This is a genomic window from Aurantiacibacter sp. D1-12 (assembly GCF_028858515.1).
In the GTDB taxonomy this organism is placed as follows: Bacteria; Pseudomonadota; Alphaproteobacteria; order Sphingomonadales; family Sphingomonadaceae; genus Alteraurantiacibacter.
Genome location: NZ_JAPJZJ010000003.1, coordinates 498,103 through 514,790 on the forward strand (window position 1 = coordinate 498,103; position 16,688 = coordinate 514,790).

Genomic DNA, 16,688 nt, shown 5'->3' on the forward strand with positions numbered 1-16,688 from the left:
CGGGTCGTTTCCGACCTCCCTGCTGAACCATGAGACATCGGATCACCTCCTTTCGCGCTTGAAAGCCAAGAGCCGCCTTTTCACCGGGGCCCAAGACCTGCGATTACCGCTGGCCTTGACTGCATTTGTGAATCGGCGAGTCGGTGAAAACAAGTCTTGAATTTATCTTTTTCACAGGGATAATCACACCTTCGCTTTTCGGGTGGAGAGCGCCCGCGAGATTATCCCTGATGTTTGTTTTTCGAAGCCGCCTCCGCGGCTTCGTCCTCGGTGCTGTCCGCTCCGCTTCGCTGCGCGGCACCTGCGGTCGGGCGGTCGCCTTCTGTCGTGCGCTAGTCGCGCCCGATTTCAGCGCCAATCTCATGGCACTCACCAAGAGCCTGGCGCTATCCTACTAACGTTTCGCGGAGCACGGCCCGCTAGGGCCGCAAGGCCGACTGGCCGCCCGCAGCCGCCCCGGAGCGCAGCGGAGGGATTCAGGCGAGGATAGCCAAGTGAGCGGACGCGAACGCCGGCGCTTGAGGCTAAACAAAAAATCAAATCCTGGCGCTCAGCCAGCAACCCACTCCCTACCCCCTACAATCCTCCATCACCCGCGTAATCTCGGGATAGGCGGGCGCGTAAAGACCGTTCGTGCCGGGGGCCTCCACCGCGAAGCGTCCCTTTGAAAAGACAATCGCATCGAGCAGGCTATCGCGCGCGGACAGTTCCACCGTCAGCAGCGGTGCGGCGGCGTTGACGGGGGTGGCGGTTAGCGTGCGATCCTGCGTTTCGGTGCGGATCAGCATTTCAACCTGACCGTTCGCGCGGCCGGATCGGGCGATGCCGACGCGGCGAGTGGCAAGATCGCAGCGGATGATCAGTTCCACCGTATCGGGCGTGCGCCCCGTGCCGAACACGGCAAGCGTCTCGGTCGGCTCGGACACGTAACGCCAGTCGCCCGGAGTTTGCGGCGCGTCCTGCCAGTTTTCGAATACCGGAGAGACTGTCGCGACAGCAGTAGGCGTCGGCGCAGGCGTGACCACCGGAGTGGGTGAGGGGACGGGTGTCGGCTCGGGCGCGGGTGGCTGGCATGCGGCCAGCATTGGCAGTCCGATCAGGGGCAGAACGATCAGCTGATACCAGCGTCCTCTACGGGCTCGATCGTGGCGGCGGGTGCGGGTTGTGGGGTGCATCTGTCTAATACTCTGCGAATGCCCGGATGGGTGGGGAACTGGAAGGATTGGCGCTGCGGCGAAGTCAGCATGAAGACCTGCCCCTGATCGCCGAGTGCGCGGATGATGGCAAGGCCGTGATCAACCTGAGCGGTGAGTTCGGGCAGTACGCCGCCCGATGGCAGCATGTCGATGCGTGCGGCTTCTCCTCCGGCGTCGAGCCGCCACGCCTCCGCCGCCCCGGCCGATGAAGCCATCGAGATCGAAACACTGTTGTAGGCGGGGTCGCAGGTCACGATCAGTGAAGGCTGCATGCCTTCCACCGCGTACTGCGCGCGGACTCCGGTGGCATCTTCGTTCACCGTCCATTCGCCCGCGACCAAAGCGGTGCCATCGGGCGCGGCGCTGGCGACTGCTGCAGGAGTCATGACCGGCTGCGGAGCCTCTACAGTGGCCTGTTCGGCGTCGCCCATTTCCGGTTCGGAATTGCAAGCGGCGATTGCGGCGCTGCCGCACACGATGGCGATCACTGATGGAATGCGCATGCTGGCACGGCTCCTTTGCGAAAAAGCGTCTGGCACAATGGCCATGCGCCCCCTATCGCCCGTTCCCATGGCCGAGCGCAAGAGTTCTCGCACCCGTATCGATCAATTGCTTGTCGCGCGCGGCGAGGCGGAAAGCCGCACCCGTGCGCAGGCGCTGGTAATGGCGGGACTGGTGTTCGCAGGCCCGCCGGACAAGCTGCAACGGATCACCAAGTCTGGCCAGCAAGTGCCTGAAGACTGGGCGATAGAAGTGCGCGGCCGTGACCATCCCTGGGTCGGGCGCGGCGGTATGAAGCTCGACCACGCGATCAAGCACTTCGGACTCGATGCCACTGGTGCGGTGGCGATGGATATCGGCAGTTCTACCGGCGGTTTTACCGAAGTGCTGTTGCACCACGGGGCAGACCATGTCTTTGCAGTCGATGTCGGCACCAACCAGCTCGCGTGGAAGCTGCGGCAGGATGACCGGATCACCGTGCTCGAACAGACCAATGCCCGCGCGCTCACCACTGATCTGATCGACCGGGCGTGCGACTGGGTGGTGTGCGACGCGAGCTTCATCGGGCTTGCCAAGGTGCTCGAAGTGCCGCTCCAGCTCGCCGCGCCCGATGCCCGCGTGGTGGCGCTGATAAAGCCGCAGTTTGAAGTCGCCAAGCATGAAGTCGGCAAGGGCGGCATCATCCGCGATGCCTCGCTGCACAAGCGCGTATGTGACGAGGTGACTGACTGGCTCGAAAGCGAAGGCTGGCGCGTGGCGGGTCTCACCGAAAGCCCGATCACCGGGACCGAAGGTAATGTCGAATTCCTCGTACATGCAGTGCGCGGAACGCTCTCGCAGCCCGTGGATTGATCGCATGGAATGCCCCGTCTGCGGACAGCCGGGGGTGGCACGCTTGCCCTAGCGCCAGAGCCTCGCCACAAGTCTGGTCAAACGAATCGAGAGGTCCGCCTAAATGAATCGCATCGCGTCTCCGGGGCAATTGCGCGCCAGCCTGATCCGCTGGTCCCTGTTTCTTGTGCCGCTGGTGATGTTGCTGGGCTTCCTCGCCGGAACCGTGGGCGGCGATGCCAACAGCGCGTGGTTCCAGTCGCTCGACAAGCCGACCACTTTCCCGCCGCCCGCGACGTTCGGGATCGTCTGGACGATCCTCTATGCGATGATGGGCCTTGCCTTCGCGATGGTCTGCGCAGCCTGGGGATCGCGCATGCGGACATGGGCCATTGTTGCGTTCCTGATCCAGTTCGCGATCAACCTTGCATGGTCGCCGGTCTTCTTCGGCCAGCAGCAGATCACAAGCGCGCTGTTCGTAATCCTTGCGCTGGACGTTGCGTTGATTGCGACGATCTATCTGTTCTTCCAGGTGCGCAAATGGGCCGGGATCCTGCTGCTACCCTATCTGGCCTGGGCCCTGTTCGCGACGCTTCTCAACTGGCAGTTCCTGCAGCTCAATCCCGATGCCCAGCCGATGGAAGATGACGGCGCCGTGCAGAGTTTTGAAATTTAAGTTGCACAGAGGGGGCTGACCGCCCACATTCTCACCATGCAAAGCGAAAACAAGATCATCGCCGATTTCGTCAAAGTCGCCAATTCCGCTGCGGGTACGCTGGCGGGAATGGGCCGTGAAGCGCGGGAGAACGCGCGCGAGAAGATGAAAGAGGCGATGGGCGGCATGGATTTCGTCTCCCGCGAAGAATTTGACGCGGTGAAAGACATGGCTGCAACCGCGCGCGAAAAGATAGAGATCCTCGAAGCAAAGCTCGCCGCGCTGGAAGCCAAGATCAAGTAATCTGCCCCGACCGGGGAGCCTTCTCCTCGCCCTCAAAACATGCTTGTGTCGAACCCTGACGTTTCAGGGAGTCGACTCATGCGCCTTTCCGTTATCCTATTCGCCGCCACTGCATTGAGCGCCGCCCCCGCCTTGGCGCAAGACACCAGCTTTGGCGGCCAGTCCGGCCCCGATCTCAGCATCGAAGCGACCGAGCCTGATAGTTCGGAAGTGAACATTGGCTTCGCAGGTGATCAGCCCGCCGATATCGCGCGCTATCTCCTTGCCAGCGGTGCGGGTGGTGCGCAGCTTTCGCCAGACGGGCAGACTATTGTCTTCTCATGGAACGTAACAGGTCAATCCGAACTGTGGCGCATTCCGGCCACCGGCGGGCAACCGCAGCAGCTGACCTTCCGTACCGGCCCGACCTTCTTCCGCTGGACGCCCGATGGATCGGGTATCCTCTATTCGGCAGACCGTGATGGCGACGAGCAGCCCGGCTACTTCTGGATTGCCGCTGATGGCAGCGGGGAACGCTCTGTCCTGCCTGCCGCATCAGGCGATTTCCGCATTTTTGGTGACTTCGTGGGAGAAGACGAATTCGTCTACTCGTCGCCTGTGCGAAACGGTGTAGATTTCGATATCTACCGCGCCGACTTCGATGGCAATTCGGAGATTATCTACGAAGGCACGCTGGGCACTTATGTCGGTTCGGTGTCTCCGGATGGGCGCTATGCCGTAGTGACACAGGGCGTGGGAGAGGATGCCGACAATCTCCTGCTGCTCGATCTCGACAGCCGTGAACTGACAACAATCAGTGCGCCGCCCGAAGAGGAACGTGCAAGCCATTCGCTGGGCGGTTTCACCTGGGCTGCGGATTCCAGTGCGCTCATCTTTGCCGGCAACGCCGGGCGCGAATATGCGGCGCTAAGCGAGTATACAGTCGCGACTGGAGAGACCGCTGTCTATCACGCGCCCGATCACGATGTCGGCGACATCAGGCTGTGCGGTGCCAATTCCGACATTATCGCGTGGACGGAAAGCCAGGACGGCTTTGAAAGCCTGCATTTCTGGGACGGGCCGAGCATGTCCAACCTTGCCTCGCCAGAGCTTCCGGGCGGCAGCTACAGCGTCGATTGCAGGGGCGATACCGTGCTGGTGCGCGTCAACAGTTGGGAAACGCCGGGCGATCTTTACGCATTTACGCCGGGTGATGCGCAGGCGACGCAGGTCTACGCCGCCAACCTTGCAGGGATCGATCCCGACACACTCGTCCGGCCGCAAGTCGTGCGCTATCCGGCGCGCGACGGGGTGGAATTGCAGGGCTTGCTCTATCTGCCAGAAGGCGCGGGGACAGGCGACCAGGCACCGCCGGTGGTGTTCCGCGTGCATGGCGGGCCATCAGGGCAATCGGGCCCGACGTACAACGCCAGCATCCAGTACCTCGTCAATCTTGGTGTTGCGGTGTTCGCTCCCAATGTGCGCGGATCGACCGGACTAGGGCGCACCTATTCAACGCTCGATGATCGGGAGCGGCGACTGGACAGCGTGCGCGATCTGGTCGACCTGCTCGAAGCGCTCGGCAATGACGGCCTGATCGATCCCGAGCGTGCGGTAGTGCAGGGCGGTTCTTACGGCGGCTACATGGTCAACGCCGTGCTCGCCGACTATCCGGACGCCTTTGTTGCCGGGGTTTCGCTGTTCGGCGTGGGCAACTGGATCACCGCACTTGAAGTCGCCTCACCCGGTCTCAAAGCGAGTGACCGGATCGAGTTCGGCGACATCTCGGAAGAGCACTGGCGCGAGTTTTACGGGGAGATTTCTCCGGTCTTCCGCGCCGATAACATCCGCGTGCCCGTCCTCTATTCGCATGGCGTGAACGATCCGCGCGTCGACATCGCTGAGACCGAGATGATGGTGCGTACGCTTCGTGAAAACGGGGTCGATGCCCCGTTCATCCGCATTCCGGATGAAGGGCACGGCTGGCGCAAGCTGGCGAACCAGCTATTCTACGCCCGCGAAGAAGCGGAATTTATCCGCGAGCAGCTTGGATTGGACGAAGCATCGGACTAACTGCCTCTGCATGCACCTCCGCGCGCCTGCCATTCTTGTTGCTGCCCGCCAGCATGGCGAGACAGCGGTTGTCGCGCGGTTTCTGACGGCGGAATACGGCCTGGTCGCGGGATATGTCGCGGGCGGGCGAGGGCGGCAGCTGCGGCCTGTCGTTATTCCCGGCAACGCGGTGGACCTGCAATTGTCCGCCAAGTCTGACAGCCAGCTGCCCTTTGCCAAGGTTGAGCTCACCGCCAGTCGCGGACCGTGGCTGAGTGAGCCTTTGGCCGCTGCTGCCATCGGCTGGACCTGCGCGCTCACCGCGACTGCCTTGCCCGAACGCCAGCCCTATCCGACATTGTTCGAGGCTCTCTCCGGCACCCTCGATGCCATATGCCATGCGCCCTCTGCGCGCGGCTGGGCTTCGGCGCTTGTCGGGTACGAGGCGCTGCTGCTGCGCGAGCTGGGCTATGGCGGCGCGGGCGGGCGTCCCGAAGGAGAGCTTTCAGCGGTCATAGAAGTTATGGACGCGCTGGCAGAGCCGCTGGAGCACTACCTGCTTGCTGACCGTCGCGGCGATGTTATGGCTGCGCGCTCTCGCCTGCGCACATTGCTTTCACGGATTGCCTGACATGAAGATCGCCCTTTTCCCCGGAGACGGCATCGGCCCCGAAATCATGGACGAGGCGCGCCGCGTGCTGGCCGCGCTCGATCTGCCGGGGCTGGTGGTATTCGAGGGCGATGTCGGCGGCATTGCCTACAAGCGGCACGGCCATCCTCTGCCGGAAGAGACGCTGGAGATGGCGCGCGCTGCCGATGGCGTGCTGTTTGGCGCCGTGGGCGATCCCGAATGCGACAATCTGGAACGCCACCTGCGCCCTGAACAGGCAATCCTTGGCCTGCGCGCGGAGCTGGGTCTGTTCGCGAACTTGCGGCCTGCGACTATGTTCGCGGGGCTTGAGGACATGTCCGCGCTCAAGCCAGGGATCGCCCGCGAAATCGACGTATTGATCGTGCGCGAGCTCAATGGCGATGTGTACTTCGGCGAGAAAGGTATGCGGACGACCGAGAGCGGCGAGCGCGAAGGCTTTGACCTCATGTCTTACACAGAGAGCGAAGTGCGCCGCATCGCCCATGTCGCTTTCCGCACCGCGCAGGGCCGCAAAAGCCGTTTGTGCAGCGTCGACAAGGCCAACGTGCTCGAAACCAGCCAGTTGTGGCGCGATGTCGTGATCGAAACGCACGCCGAATACCCGGACGTCGAACTCAGCCACATGTATGTCGACAATGCCGCTATGCAGCTCGTGAAAGATCCCGGCCAATTCGATGTGATCGTGACCGGCAATCTCTTCGGCGATATCCTGTCCGATCAGGCAAGCATGTGCGTCGGTTCGATTGGCCTGCTCGCCAGCGCCGCTCTGGGCGAGCGCCAAACCGACTTCGGCACCTTCGGCATGTACGAACCCATCCACGGCAGCGCGCCCGATATCGCGGGGCAGGGCAAGGCCAATCCTTCGGCGATGATTCTGTCGCTCGCCATGCTGCTGCGCCACTCTTTGGGCCGCGAGGAGGGCGCGGTGCGGATCGAGAAAGCGGTTGCCAAAACACTCGAAGATGGCGTGCTCGGCGGTGATCTGGGCGGTAGTGCCGGAACACGCGAAGTCGGCGATGCGGTCCTCGCGCGGCTATAACTTCGCGCCGTGGTAACCTTATGGTTAACAATTCGCTCTAACGCGGGTGCATGGATATGAGTTTGAACGAACTGCATGAGGCTGTCGAAGCCACCGCCGCGCTTGCCAAGGCACGCGACAATGCTCCGCTTGAGCTGGCGATTGTGCTGCCGACGCTGAACGAAAAAGACAACATCGCCCCGATGGTCGATCGGCTGGAAGAGGCGCTTGGCCCATCCGGCTGGGAAGCCGTGTTCGTGGACGACAATTCGCATGATGGCACAGCCGAAGAGGCACGACGCATCGGCCGCACCGATCCCCGTATCCGCGTGATCCAGCGCATCGGCCGCCGCGGCCTTGCCAGCGCCGCAATCGAAGGCATGTGCGCCACCGCCGCGCCCTATGTCGCGGTCATGGATGCCGATCACCAGCATGATCCGAAGCTGCTCGTCGAGATGCTGGAAAGCGTCAAATCGGGTGAATATGATCTCGCCTATGCCAGCCGTTTTGCCGAAGGCGGCAATGCCGATGGCCTCACCAGCAAGGGCCGCGAAAACGGCAGCCGGGTGGCCAATGCGCTCGCCCGCCAGCTGACCGGCACCGAGCTGACCGATGCGATGAGCGGGTTCTTCCTGCTGCGCACCGAGCAGCTGCGGAAACAGGCTGGAAACCTTTCCGGCATAGGGTTCAAGATCATGCTCGACATCCTCGCGACTGCCGAGCCGCGCCTCAAAGTAAAGGAATTCCCCTTGAAGTTCGCACAGCGCCTCGCAGGCGAAAGCAAGCTCGATCACGGCGTGGTGCTCGATTTCATCGGCGGCCTAGTGGAACGCTATTTCGGCCGCTGGGTGCCGACGCGCTTTGTGCTGTTCGGCATGGTCGGCGGCCTTGGCGTCTTCGTCCACATGGCCGTGCTGTTCGCGATCTACACGCCTGGCCTCGTCGCTTTCGGTTGGGGACAGGCGATCGCCACCATGGTGGCGATGACCTTCAACTTCTGGCTGAACAACCTCCTCACTTACCGCGACAAGAAACTGGACGGGGCCGATGGCTTGTTCTGGGGCTGGCTCAAGTTCTGCGGCGCCTGCGCCGTGGGTGCCTTCGCCAATGTCGCCGTGGCGACCGTGCTGGAAGACCAAGGCATGCTCTGGTGGGCTGCCGCGCTGATCGGCGTAGTGATCGCGAGTGTGTGGAACTACGCGCTGTCGAGCAAGTTCGTGTGGGGGCGGTTTAGGTAGGGAGCGTCCCGCCACTATCACGTCATCCCAGCGAAAGCTGGGATCGCTCTCAATTATTGAGCTGATCAAAAAGATCGTCCCATTCAGGATTGAGCTTTTCGATCGCCTCGACCTTCCATTCCCGCTTCCACGCCTTCATCGCTTTCTCACGCGCGATAGCGTCCTCGATAGTGTCGAATTGCTCGACATAGACAAGGTGCTTCAACCCGTATCGACGGCAAAAGGCTGAACCCTTGCCTGCTCGGTGCTGCATCATGCGCGCTGGCAGGTCGGCAGTTACCCCGATGTAAAGGACGCCGTTTCGTCTATTCGTTAGGATGTAGACATAGCCGCCCAATGCCATGTCTAGGCTTGGCGCATTGCTGGTAGCGATCCCAGCTTTCGCTGGGATGACGGTCGAAGGGAAGGGCTCACCGCCACCCCTCGGTCCAAGCCCACGCCAGAAATGCCTGCTCACCGTCCAGCGGCGCGGCGGTCATGATCGGGAACCAGTAAATAAAGAACGCCAGCGCTCCCGCAACTATCACCCCGGGCACCAGTCGCTCGCCTTTCGTCCACATGCGCTCCACGCCCAGTGCCAATGCGCCGCTCACGAACATTCCCGGCAGGAAATAGTGGAAGTAGAACTGCACCGCCTTGGGCGCGACGATCCATAGCGCCATGCTGACCACGTAGAGCAGAACGAGCGCGAGCATGTCCTTGCGTTTCTCTTTCCACCCCGCCCATGCGCACCAGCCCATTGCGATCAGGCCGAACCACATGGTCACCGGATTGCCGATCAGCATGACGCCGCGCTGTGCGCCGTCGATCTCTTCGTAGAGGTACCAGATGGATCGGCCATTGCTCACCCATTGCCACCACACGCTCTGGTACGGATGCGGTTCGGGCACCTGTGTTTGCAGGCTCAGCATATGCTGGTGGAGGGCGATCAGGCCGCCGCCCTGCCAGCCGGGCGTGTTCCAGAACAGGAAGGGCCAGAAGCTTAGCGCGTAGATCGCCAGTGGCAGCGCGCCGAGCCAGATCGCCGCTTCCCACAGCGAAGTCCCTGCTACCGGCCAGCCGCGTGTCGATAGCACGAGCCGCCGTCGCTCGGCCTTCCAGCGTGCGACGAGAAAGGCGAGGCCGGGCAGCATAGCGATTGGAATCGCGTTCCACTTGCTCGCCATCGCGCAGCCAAGCGCCACGCCGCAGACGATCAACCGCAAGCGGCCCTCCTCGTTCTTCCGGACCGCCCCGGCGAACATCCACAGCGCCACCATCAGGAAGCTTACCATGAACACGTCGAGCATGGCGATGCGCATGTGGACGAACAGGAGGAAGTTGGTGGAAACGAAGAACCCCGTCAGCAGGCTCGCCGCGCGGGTGTGCGTGGAATGCCAGGCGGCCCGCATCGCCGCGAACAGCGCAAGGCCGCCGAACAGCAGGCTCGGCAAGCGCCAGCCCCAGGCATTGTCTCCGAACAGGACGATGCCCAGCGCCATGATTTGCTTTGCGAGCGGCGGGTGTTCGACATTGGTGGCAGGGTCCAGCTCCAGCACCGCGCGCGCGGCTGGGAGGTAGTGTACCTCATCGAAATAGGGCGTCGTTGGAATGCCGAGCCGCACCAGCGCGAGCAGCACGAAGCCCAGCGTAATGGCTAGGTTGAGCTTCAGCGGATCGTCAGGATGGTGCGGGACGTCGTGCATAGAAGGCCCAAGGGTTAGTGCGGCTTTGTTGCAAGGGCAATTGGCAAACGCGCTTCACCCCCTTAAACGCCGTTGCCCTATGAAAAAGCACACCGGATCAGACCCCGCCGCAACCGACAATTGGCGCGCCGCCACGCAGGCCGTGCGCGCGGGCACGCAGCGGAGCGAGCATGGCGAGACCTCTGAGGCGCTCTACCTCACCAGCGGCTTTGCTTACGATTCCGCTGAGGAAGTCGCCGCGCGGTTTGAGGGTGAGGCAGAGGGAATGGTCTATTCCCGCTTCAAGAACCCCACTGTGGAAATGGCGCAGAATCGCATTGCCGCTATGGAGGGCGCAAAAGCGTGCCTGATGCAGGCGAGCGGGATGGCGGCGATGACAAGCTCGCTGCTGTGCATGCTCTCTGCGGGTGATCACGTGGTCGCAGGCCGCGCGGCATTCGGGTCGTGCCGCTGGATTCTCGACAATGTCCTGAACCGCTTCGGAATCACCCACACGGTGGTGGACGGGACGGACAATGCCGCGTGGGAAGCCGCCGTGCAGCCCAACACCAAGGCGTTCTTCTTTGAAACGCCCGCCAATCCGACGATGGATCTGGTGGATCTCGAATTCGTCTGCGGCCTAGCGCGCTCGAAGGGTATTACCACGGTGGTGGACAATGCCTTCGCCACCAGCGTGCTGCAGAAGCCGATGCAGTTCGGTGCGGACGTGGTTGCCTATTCCGCCACCAAGCTGATGGACGGGCAGGGCCGCGTGATGGCGGGTGCAGTGTGTTCGAGCAAGGAATGGATCGAGGAGTATCTCTCCCCCTTCCAGCGTAACACCGGGCCGATTGTCGCGCCGTTCAACGCCTGGGTGGTGATGAAGGGGCTGGAAACACTTCCGCTGCGTGCACCCGCGCAAAGCAAGAACGCTCTCCAGGTCGCGCAATTCCTTGAGGAAAAGGGCCTGCGTGTCCTCCACCCCGACCTTGCCAGCCATCCGCAGCATGACCTTGCGCAAAAGCAGATGGTGTCCGCCGGTCCGATCTTCGCTTTCTTTGCGCCCAAGGGTCAGGAACAGGCGATGGCGCTGTGCAACGCGCTCGAGCTGATCGACATCTCCAACAACATCGGAGATTCCAAAACGCTGATGTGCCACCCGGCCAGCACCACGCATTACAACATGGGCGAGGAAGGTCGCGCGGAGGCAGGCATCGAAGATGGCATGCTGCGCATCAACGTCGGCCTCGAAGACCCGCTCGACCTGATCGAGGATCTGGACCAGGCGTTGGGAGCTGTCGGGCTTTAGTCTCTGGTTTGTAAACCTATTCCCCCTTGCCTTGTCCGGCACCTCTCATAATATGCGGGCAGGGGAGAAGGGGCATGAATCCAGTTCGGAAACTTTTTGCAGCGGCGGCACTGCTGGCTGTCTGGGCACATCCTGCGGCCGCGCAGACAGAGACGCAGCAGTCGCAATCGCTTGCCGAAGCGCAGCAAAGCGACGAGATCCCTCCCGAAATCCCGACTTCGGCCTTTGCCGGACGCAATGAATTCAGTAGCGCGAGGCTATCGCCGGATGGGAACCGTTTCGCCTTTACCGTGGTGCGCGATGAAACTCTGTATCTCTCCATCTTTGACAGTAATACGCGCCAGCTGGTTGGCGGTCTGAGCCTTGGCGATCCCGACGATTTCAAGTGGTTCCGCTGGGTCAACAATGATCGCATGCTGTTCTCGGTCCTGGGAACGGACCTGCGCTATGGTGTGCGGTACAGTCGGCTGATTTCCTATGACATCGGGCCCGAGCAATTCCGCCCGCTGGCGATTGGCCGGATGAGCTTTGACGGGGACAATATCATCCACACCGCCGATGACGGGAGCTTCGTCCTCGTCTCCATGTCTGAAGGCTACGGGCAGGAACCCGATGTCTGGCGGTTTGACCTCAATTCGACCGAGCGCGAAGATGAAATACGCGGCGAGCTGGAAGAACGCCGAAATCCGGTTGTTGGCGGGTGGATCACCGATGAAACGGGCGTCGTGCGTATCGGCCTTGGTTTCCGCCGGCGCGGGCAGATCGGTATGCGTTACCGCAGCGGCCCCGATGACGACTGGGATACTGTGGCGCGTGCGCGCATCGATGATGATGACGCGATGGATAGCTGGGACTTCATGGGCCTTCGCGCAGGAAGCGATACCGGATACTCGATTGCCGTGCCTCCTGGCGGAGACCGCCGCGCGCTGATGGAATTCGACTTTTCGACCGGCGAGCTCGGCGACGTGGTGTTCCAGTCACCGGATGAGGACGTGTCATCGGTGCGTTTCGATAGCCAGCGCAATCCGATCGCGGTTGCTTATGCCGGGGAAGGGTTTCGCCGCGAATGGCTCGATCCGGAAATCCGCCGCTGGCGCGATATGCTGGGCGCTGCGCTGCCGGGAAGTGCGGTGACCATTCTGGACGTGGCCGACGATCGCAGCCGCATGCTGGTGCTGCAATCCGGCTCTGCCGATCCCGGAGCGCTTTACGTGTTCACGCCTGCGGAAAGGGACTTGTCGCTGTTTGCCGAGTATCGCCCGGAAGTGCCGGCACAGGCGCTCACAGCGCCGCAAGACCTGCGGTACGAGGCCCGCGACGGCACTACCATCCACGGCTACCTCACTCTCCCGCGCGGGCGTGGGGCGAGCAACCTGCCGCTGATCGTCCACCCGCATGGCGGACCTTATGGCATCCGCGACTGGGATACCTATGACGACCTGGTCCAGCTGCTCGCCAATCGCGGCTATGCCGTGGTGCAGCCGAATTTCCGAGGCTCGGGTGGCTATGGCGAGAGCTTTGAGCTGCTTGGCCATGGCCAGATCGGCCGCAGGATGCAGGATGACCTGGACGATGCCGTCGCGCATCTGGTGGAAGAGGGGATCGTCGATCCTGACCGCGTCTGCATCATGGGCATCAGCTATGGCGGGTTCGCCGCTGCATGGGGTGCGATCCGCAATCCGGAAATCTACCGCTGCGCGATCAGCTTTGCCGGCGTGATGCACTTCGAACGCCAGCTGGCACATGACAGCGATTACCTCTTTGGTCGCACGCGAGGTCGCCATTGGGACCGTGTCGATGGAGACCAGACCAACTTCGACCTCGATGATGTTTCGCCCGCCGTGCAGGTCGCGCGCCTGACGCGGCCTTTCCTGCTGGTCCATGGCGAGCGCGACACCCGCGTGCCGTTCGACCAGTACGAACTGATGGTAACCCGCGCCCGCCGCGCCGATGTCGAGATCGAGACACTGGTATTGGAAGACTCGGGTCACGGCTTCTGGAACAAGGAAGATGAGCAAGCCTATTACGACGCACTGCTGGACTTTCTCGCGCGGCACAATCCCGCGGATTGATGGTGCAGGGTTGAACCGCTTTTGCACCACTTAGGCGGTTACCTCCCAAAGCCCCCTTGTGGTGTGCGTCTGACGCGCTAACTTCGGTGTATGTCCAATCCCGCTATCGAGTCTCTGTTCCAGCATGCTGCAACCACCCACGGGGTGACGGTGCGCGTTGCGGTGAGCTTTATGCCGGAACAATCGCGCGTGGGCGCGGGGCGGTGGTTCTGGGTCTATCACATCCGGATCGAGAACGATCGTAAGGATACGATTCAGCTCAAGACGCGGCACTGGCGCATCACCGATTCCAACGGAATGGTGAACCTGGTCAACGGAGAAGGCGTGGTGGGCGAAACCCCGCGCATCGCGCCCGGGCAGGCGCACGATTACGTCTCGGGCTGCGAATTGCAGACCAATGCCGGGTCGATGGAAGGGTTTTACACCTTTGATCTTGCCGATGGTGAGAAGCTGGAAGTGGCGATACCTTACTTCCCGCTCGCTGCGCCTGAAGAGGTGTGATTGTTTGTTTCATGAACCCGCGGAGGCGGCTTCGAAAAACAAACATCACCTCACCCTACTCGGCGCGACGATCACCGAATTCGCCAGCAGCAGGTCCAGTCCATCGAGATACCCGCGCACCGTTGGATCATGCGCGAACCCAATCGCCAGACCGCGGCCGTTGCGTTCGGCAATCATGTAGGGCTTGTAGGCCATCTGGCGGCGGTTCTCGTCCCAGACGTAGCCAGCGGCCACCAGATCGTCCGGCCCGGCATAGCGCACCACGTTCACACCATCGGACAGTGTCAGCGGGGTGAGGATCAGCGAACCGTTGGCGAACACGGTTGGTGCGGTGTCGTCGTATCCGGCGGCGAGGAAGTTTTCGCCGTCCACCACCGTATTGAGCAGCGCTCCGGGCAAGGTGTCAGGGCGGCGGGTATTGTCGAGAATGGCCTCGCGGTAATCGTCCTCGTTTTCAAAGGCAGTACCGGCGGCGCTGTCGCCGTCCTCGTCATCGCCATCGGGGTCACCACCGAGTACGGTTTCGCGGCGGGTGGAGAACAGTGCATCGTCACCGCTGGCAAAGCTGGCGAGCGAGTTGCCATAGGTCACCAGCACGCCGCCTTGCTGCACGAAGCGGGCGATGGCGCTGCGCTCGCCCGAGCCGATGCCGAAGCTGTCTGCCACTAGCAGCACATCGAAATCGGAGAGGTCCGCGCGCGCCACATTGTCCGCGCGGATTGGCGCAACGGGCAGGCCGAAGCGCTGTTCGATCACATAGCGGGTGGCACCTGCTGAAAGCGGCGAGATGCGGCCGTCCCAGACCATTGCCACACGCGGCTCTGTCAGCAGCACGAAGCTGTCGCTGCCAAGGTTGGGGCCGTCATCCACCCAGCTCGAGGCGAGGGGGCGGGTTTCCGCGCCGATTTCCCGCGCGAGGGTGGTCAATGCGTCAAGCGAACCCCCGTTCTCGCTTAGCGTGAACACCACCGTACCACGCGGGAAGACCTCTCCGTTCACGGCGAAGGCGGTGTCGGTGGAACGGCCCTTGAGGCCGGCACGCAGGGCTTCGGCGACTAGACGCACCTGTCCGCTATCGGTCCACGGCACGGCGATCCCGAAAGCGCCCGGCGCGGCGGTGCGGTTCGGCATGGGATCATCCGCAGCAATCATAGTTCCCGCAGCGGCGGCGGAGCATTGTGCAATGTCCAGCCCACTCATCTGGCCGACCGACCAGGCGGTGGTGTCGTAGATTTCGTGCGGCAGATCGCTCGCGCGGCGTGCTTCCTGCTCGGCGATAAAGTCTGCCGGAAGCTCGACATCGCGGTCGAGCAGGCTACGGATCAGCCGTGCGGTTGGTTGGCGCATGGAAACCGAGAGATAGCCTTCCGGATAGCTGCGCCCGCAGGCATTCGCAGGACCTGTCACGCGGCCAACGGCGATCCCCTGATGGGCAAGGCGGCGTGCGAGCGACTCCGCGTTCCACGCCCGGTCGGCGAGGTCGATTACAAACCAGCCGCTGCCCGCTGCACCATTGGCGGCGCTGCTGCGATAGCTGGCGTAGTCGTTCAGAAACAGGTCACTGTTGCGCGCTACCGTCTCGGCTGTCGCTAGCGAGGTGATGAAGTGGTTGCGTACCCCTTCGCCATAGGTAAGCAGCTCGCCATTGCTGCGTTCCCACACGAGGCCACGCGCGCTCGACTGCTCGAAGGTCATAGCAATCGCGCCGTTCAGCGTCGGCCAGGTGTCACCATAGCCGGGGTAGAAGGCGTCGAAGACTTCGCGCGTGTAATAGGGCTCGCCAATGCGGTCCATCCACGTGCCCATATTACGGCCGAGAAGGCCCTGCCGCTCGCGCTGGGTCTGGGTGATGTAGGGATTGAACGGGTCTGCACTCGGCGGGAAGAAATAGGTGCTGTCGCCTCCCATCTCGTGCGCATCGACATAGACCACCGGATGCCAGTCGCGCACTGCGGCCACCTTGCCGCGCGTTTCGGGCTGGGTGAGCGCAAACCAGTCGCGGTTGAGATCGAACAGGTAGTGGTTGAAGCGACCGCCCGGCCACGGCTGGTCATGCCCCGCCGTGGAGCGATGGCCCGAAGGCGCGATGCCAAGCTGCTGGTAATAGGAGTTTGTAAAGCGCGCGCGCCCGTCCGGGTTCTGGCTTGGGTCGATAATCACTACAGTGTTGGCAAGGATCATGTCGACCAGTGCATCACCCTCTGCCGCCAGCAGGTGGTAGGCCGTGGCCAGCGCCGCGTCGGAAGAGCTGATCTCGTCCCCGTGCACGCCGTAGGAAAGCCAGGTCACCGGCACACTGTCCGCCCCCGGCGCACCGCCACGTGCAATGCGCTGCATATCGGCCTGGATCGCATCGATCCGCGCCATGTTCGTCTCTGACGTTATGATGGCGTAGACGAGTGGGCGGCCTTCCCAGCTCACCGCATATTCGACCAGCCGTATTCGTTCGGGCGCGGCCTCGGCGAGCGCCTCCATGTAATCGACCACGACTTCGGGCCGGGTGATCTGGTCTCCGCTGCGATGCCCCGCGACCTGTTCCAGTGTCGGAATGCTGTCATCGAAATTGCCTTCGAGGAAGCTTTGCGCGGCAGCAGGTGAAACCGTTGCAACGCATGCAGCGAAGACAGCGAGCAGGAAGCGGATCATGCGATTCTCCATGTGGAAGTCCCCGCGCACAGGTCTGCGGATACGATCCGGCGCGGTCAAGCACTTGCCGA

The 16,688-nt window shown here is 62.5% G+C and carries 16 protein-coding genes; 11 read left to right on the plus strand and 5 right to left on the minus strand.

Annotated elements, in window-relative coordinates; translation table 11 throughout:
* Window positions 1-230 precede the first annotated feature (230 nt).
* Window positions 231-398 (plus strand): hypothetical protein, encoded by a 168-nt coding sequence (locus OOZ52_RS09410; RefSeq protein ID WP_274698255.1) that lies wholly within the window; start codon window positions 231-233, stop codon window positions 396-398.
* 171 nt (window positions 399-569) lie between these two features.
* On the opposite strand, the gene OOZ52_RS09415 is transcribed toward OOZ52_RS09410, so the two are convergent.
* Complete coding sequence (locus tag OOZ52_RS09415) at window positions 570-1,085, minus strand: hypothetical protein (RefSeq protein ID WP_274698256.1); 516 nt, start codon at window positions 1,083-1,085, stop codon at window positions 570-572.
* 26 nt (window positions 1,086-1,111) lie between these two features.
* Window positions 1,112-1,699, minus strand: coding sequence for a hypothetical protein (locus tag OOZ52_RS09420; RefSeq protein ID WP_274698257.1), 588 nt, complete (start codon window positions 1,697-1,699; stop codon window positions 1,112-1,114).
* Between the two features lie 67 nt (window positions 1,700-1,766).
* Here OOZ52_RS09420 and OOZ52_RS09425 point away from each other — a divergent pair, with 67 nt between their 5' ends.
* The 7 genes from OOZ52_RS09425 to OOZ52_RS09455 all read left to right on the plus strand — a co-directional run bounded on the left by OOZ52_RS09425 (window position 1,767) and on the right by OOZ52_RS09455 (window position 8,425).
* Window positions 1,767-2,549, plus strand: a complete 783-nt coding sequence (locus tag OOZ52_RS09425; protein ID WP_342454948.1) for a TlyA family RNA methyltransferase — start codon at window positions 1,767-1,769, stop codon at window positions 2,547-2,549.
* Window positions 2,550-2,652: 103 nt separating this feature from the next.
* Complete coding sequence (locus tag OOZ52_RS09430; protein WP_274698258.1) at window positions 2,653-3,204, plus strand: TspO/MBR family protein; 552 nt, start codon at window positions 2,653-2,655, stop codon at window positions 3,202-3,204.
* Between the two features lie 36 nt (window positions 3,205-3,240).
* A complete protein-coding gene (locus tag OOZ52_RS09435) occupies window positions 3,241-3,486 on the plus strand; it encodes an accessory factor UbiK family protein (protein ID WP_274698259.1) in 246 nt (81 codons plus the stop codon).
* A 78-nt stretch (window positions 3,487-3,564) separates the two neighbouring features.
* Window positions 3,565-5,538, plus strand: coding sequence for an alpha/beta hydrolase family protein (locus OOZ52_RS09440; RefSeq protein WP_274698260.1), 1,974 nt, complete (start codon window positions 3,565-3,567; stop codon window positions 5,536-5,538).
* A gap of 10 nt (window positions 5,539-5,548) precedes the next feature.
* The gene (gene recO, locus OOZ52_RS09445) at window positions 5,549-6,148 is read left to right on the plus strand and encodes a DNA repair protein RecO (protein ID WP_274698261.1); all 600 of its coding nucleotides are present in this window, start codon (window positions 5,549-5,551) and stop codon (window positions 6,146-6,148) included.
* A gap of 1 nt (window position 6,149) precedes the next feature.
* Window positions 6,150-7,208 carry a 3-isopropylmalate dehydrogenase gene (gene leuB / locus OOZ52_RS09450; RefSeq protein WP_274698262.1) on the plus strand — a complete coding sequence of 353 codons (1,059 nt, stop codon included), beginning with the start codon at window positions 6,150-6,152 and terminating at the stop codon, window positions 7,206-7,208.
* A gap of 50 nt (window positions 7,209-7,258) precedes the next feature.
* Window positions 7,259-8,425, plus strand: coding sequence for a glycosyltransferase family 2 protein (locus OOZ52_RS09455; protein WP_274698263.1), 1,167 nt, complete (start codon window positions 7,259-7,261; stop codon window positions 8,423-8,425).
* Window positions 8,426-8,474: 49 nt separating this feature from the next.
* Here OOZ52_RS09455 and OOZ52_RS09460 read toward each other — a convergent pair whose 3' ends face one another.
* Window positions 8,475-8,768, minus strand: a complete 294-nt coding sequence (locus tag OOZ52_RS09460; protein ID WP_274698264.1) for a GIY-YIG nuclease family protein — start codon at window positions 8,766-8,768, stop codon at window positions 8,475-8,477.
* Between the two features lie 67 nt (window positions 8,769-8,835).
* Window positions 8,836-10,110: a glycosyltransferase family 39 protein gene (locus OOZ52_RS09465; RefSeq protein ID WP_274698265.1), complete on the minus strand. Its 1,275-nt coding sequence runs from the start codon at window positions 10,108-10,110 to the stop codon at window positions 8,836-8,838.
* Between the two features lie 79 nt (window positions 10,111-10,189).
* Between OOZ52_RS09465 and OOZ52_RS09470 the strand changes: the two genes are divergently transcribed.
* The 3 genes from OOZ52_RS09470 to apaG all read left to right on the plus strand — a co-directional run bounded on the left by OOZ52_RS09470 (window position 10,190) and on the right by apaG (window position 13,971).
* On the plus strand, window positions 10,190-11,398 hold the full coding sequence (locus OOZ52_RS09470; protein ID WP_274698266.1) for a trans-sulfuration enzyme family protein: 1,209 nt from the start codon (window positions 10,190-10,192) through the stop codon (window positions 11,396-11,398).
* Window positions 11,399-11,472: 74 nt separating this feature from the next.
* On the plus strand, window positions 11,473-13,470 hold the full coding sequence (locus tag OOZ52_RS09475) for an alpha/beta hydrolase family protein (protein ID WP_274698267.1): 1,998 nt from the start codon (window positions 11,473-11,475) through the stop codon (window positions 13,468-13,470).
* Between the two features lie 105 nt (window positions 13,471-13,575).
* Window positions 13,576-13,971, plus strand: coding sequence for a Co2+/Mg2+ efflux protein ApaG (gene apaG, locus OOZ52_RS09480; RefSeq protein ID WP_274698345.1), 396 nt, complete (start codon window positions 13,576-13,578; stop codon window positions 13,969-13,971).
* A 45-nt stretch (window positions 13,972-14,016) separates the two neighbouring features.
* Here the strand turns inward: apaG and OOZ52_RS09485 are convergent, their stop codons facing one another.
* Entirely contained in the window at window positions 14,017-16,629 is a 2,613-nt protein-coding gene (locus OOZ52_RS09485) for a M14 family metallopeptidase (RefSeq protein WP_274698268.1), read from the minus strand.
* Between the last annotated feature and the right edge of the window lie 59 nt (window positions 16,630-16,688).

Bases quoted from the DNA above. Each gene is read 5' to 3' on its own strand.
- OOZ52_RS09410 (WP_274698255.1), top strand. From the start codon at position 231: ATGTTTGTTTTTCGAAGCCGCCTCCGCGGCTTCGTCCTCGGTGCTGTC.
- OOZ52_RS09415 (WP_274698256.1), bottom strand. From the start codon at position 1,085: ATGCTGGCCGCATGCCAGCCACCCGCGCCCGAGCCGACACCCGTCCCC.
- OOZ52_RS09420 (WP_274698257.1), bottom strand. From the start codon at position 1,699: ATGCGCATTCCATCAGTGATCGCCATCGTGTGCGGCAGCGCCGCAATC.
- OOZ52_RS09425 (WP_342454948.1), top strand. From the start codon at position 1,767: ATGGCCGAGCGCAAGAGTTCTCGCACCCGTATCGATCAATTGCTTGTC.
- OOZ52_RS09430 (WP_274698258.1), top strand. From the start codon at position 2,653: ATGAATCGCATCGCGTCTCCGGGGCAATTGCGCGCCAGCCTGATCCGC.
- OOZ52_RS09435 (WP_274698259.1), top strand. From the start codon at position 3,241: ATGCAAAGCGAAAACAAGATCATCGCCGATTTCGTCAAAGTCGCCAAT.
- OOZ52_RS09440 (WP_274698260.1), top strand. From the start codon at position 3,565: ATGCGCCTTTCCGTTATCCTATTCGCCGCCACTGCATTGAGCGCCGCC.
- recO (WP_274698261.1), top strand. From the start codon at position 5,549: ATGCACCTCCGCGCGCCTGCCATTCTTGTTGCTGCCCGCCAGCATGGC.
- leuB (WP_274698262.1), top strand. From the start codon at position 6,150: ATGAAGATCGCCCTTTTCCCCGGAGACGGCATCGGCCCCGAAATCATG.
- OOZ52_RS09455 (WP_274698263.1), top strand. From the start codon at position 7,259: ATGGATATGAGTTTGAACGAACTGCATGAGGCTGTCGAAGCCACCGCC.
- OOZ52_RS09460 (WP_274698264.1), bottom strand. From the start codon at position 8,768: ATGGCATTGGGCGGCTATGTCTACATCCTAACGAATAGACGAAACGGC.
- OOZ52_RS09465 (WP_274698265.1), bottom strand. From the start codon at position 10,110: ATGCACGACGTCCCGCACCATCCTGACGATCCGCTGAAGCTCAACCTA.
- OOZ52_RS09470 (WP_274698266.1), top strand. From the start codon at position 10,190: ATGAAAAAGCACACCGGATCAGACCCCGCCGCAACCGACAATTGGCGC.
- OOZ52_RS09475 (WP_274698267.1), top strand. From the start codon at position 11,473: ATGAATCCAGTTCGGAAACTTTTTGCAGCGGCGGCACTGCTGGCTGTC.
- OOZ52_RS09485 (WP_274698268.1), bottom strand. From the start codon at position 16,629: ATGGAGAATCGCATGATCCGCTTCCTGCTCGCTGTCTTCGCTGCATGC.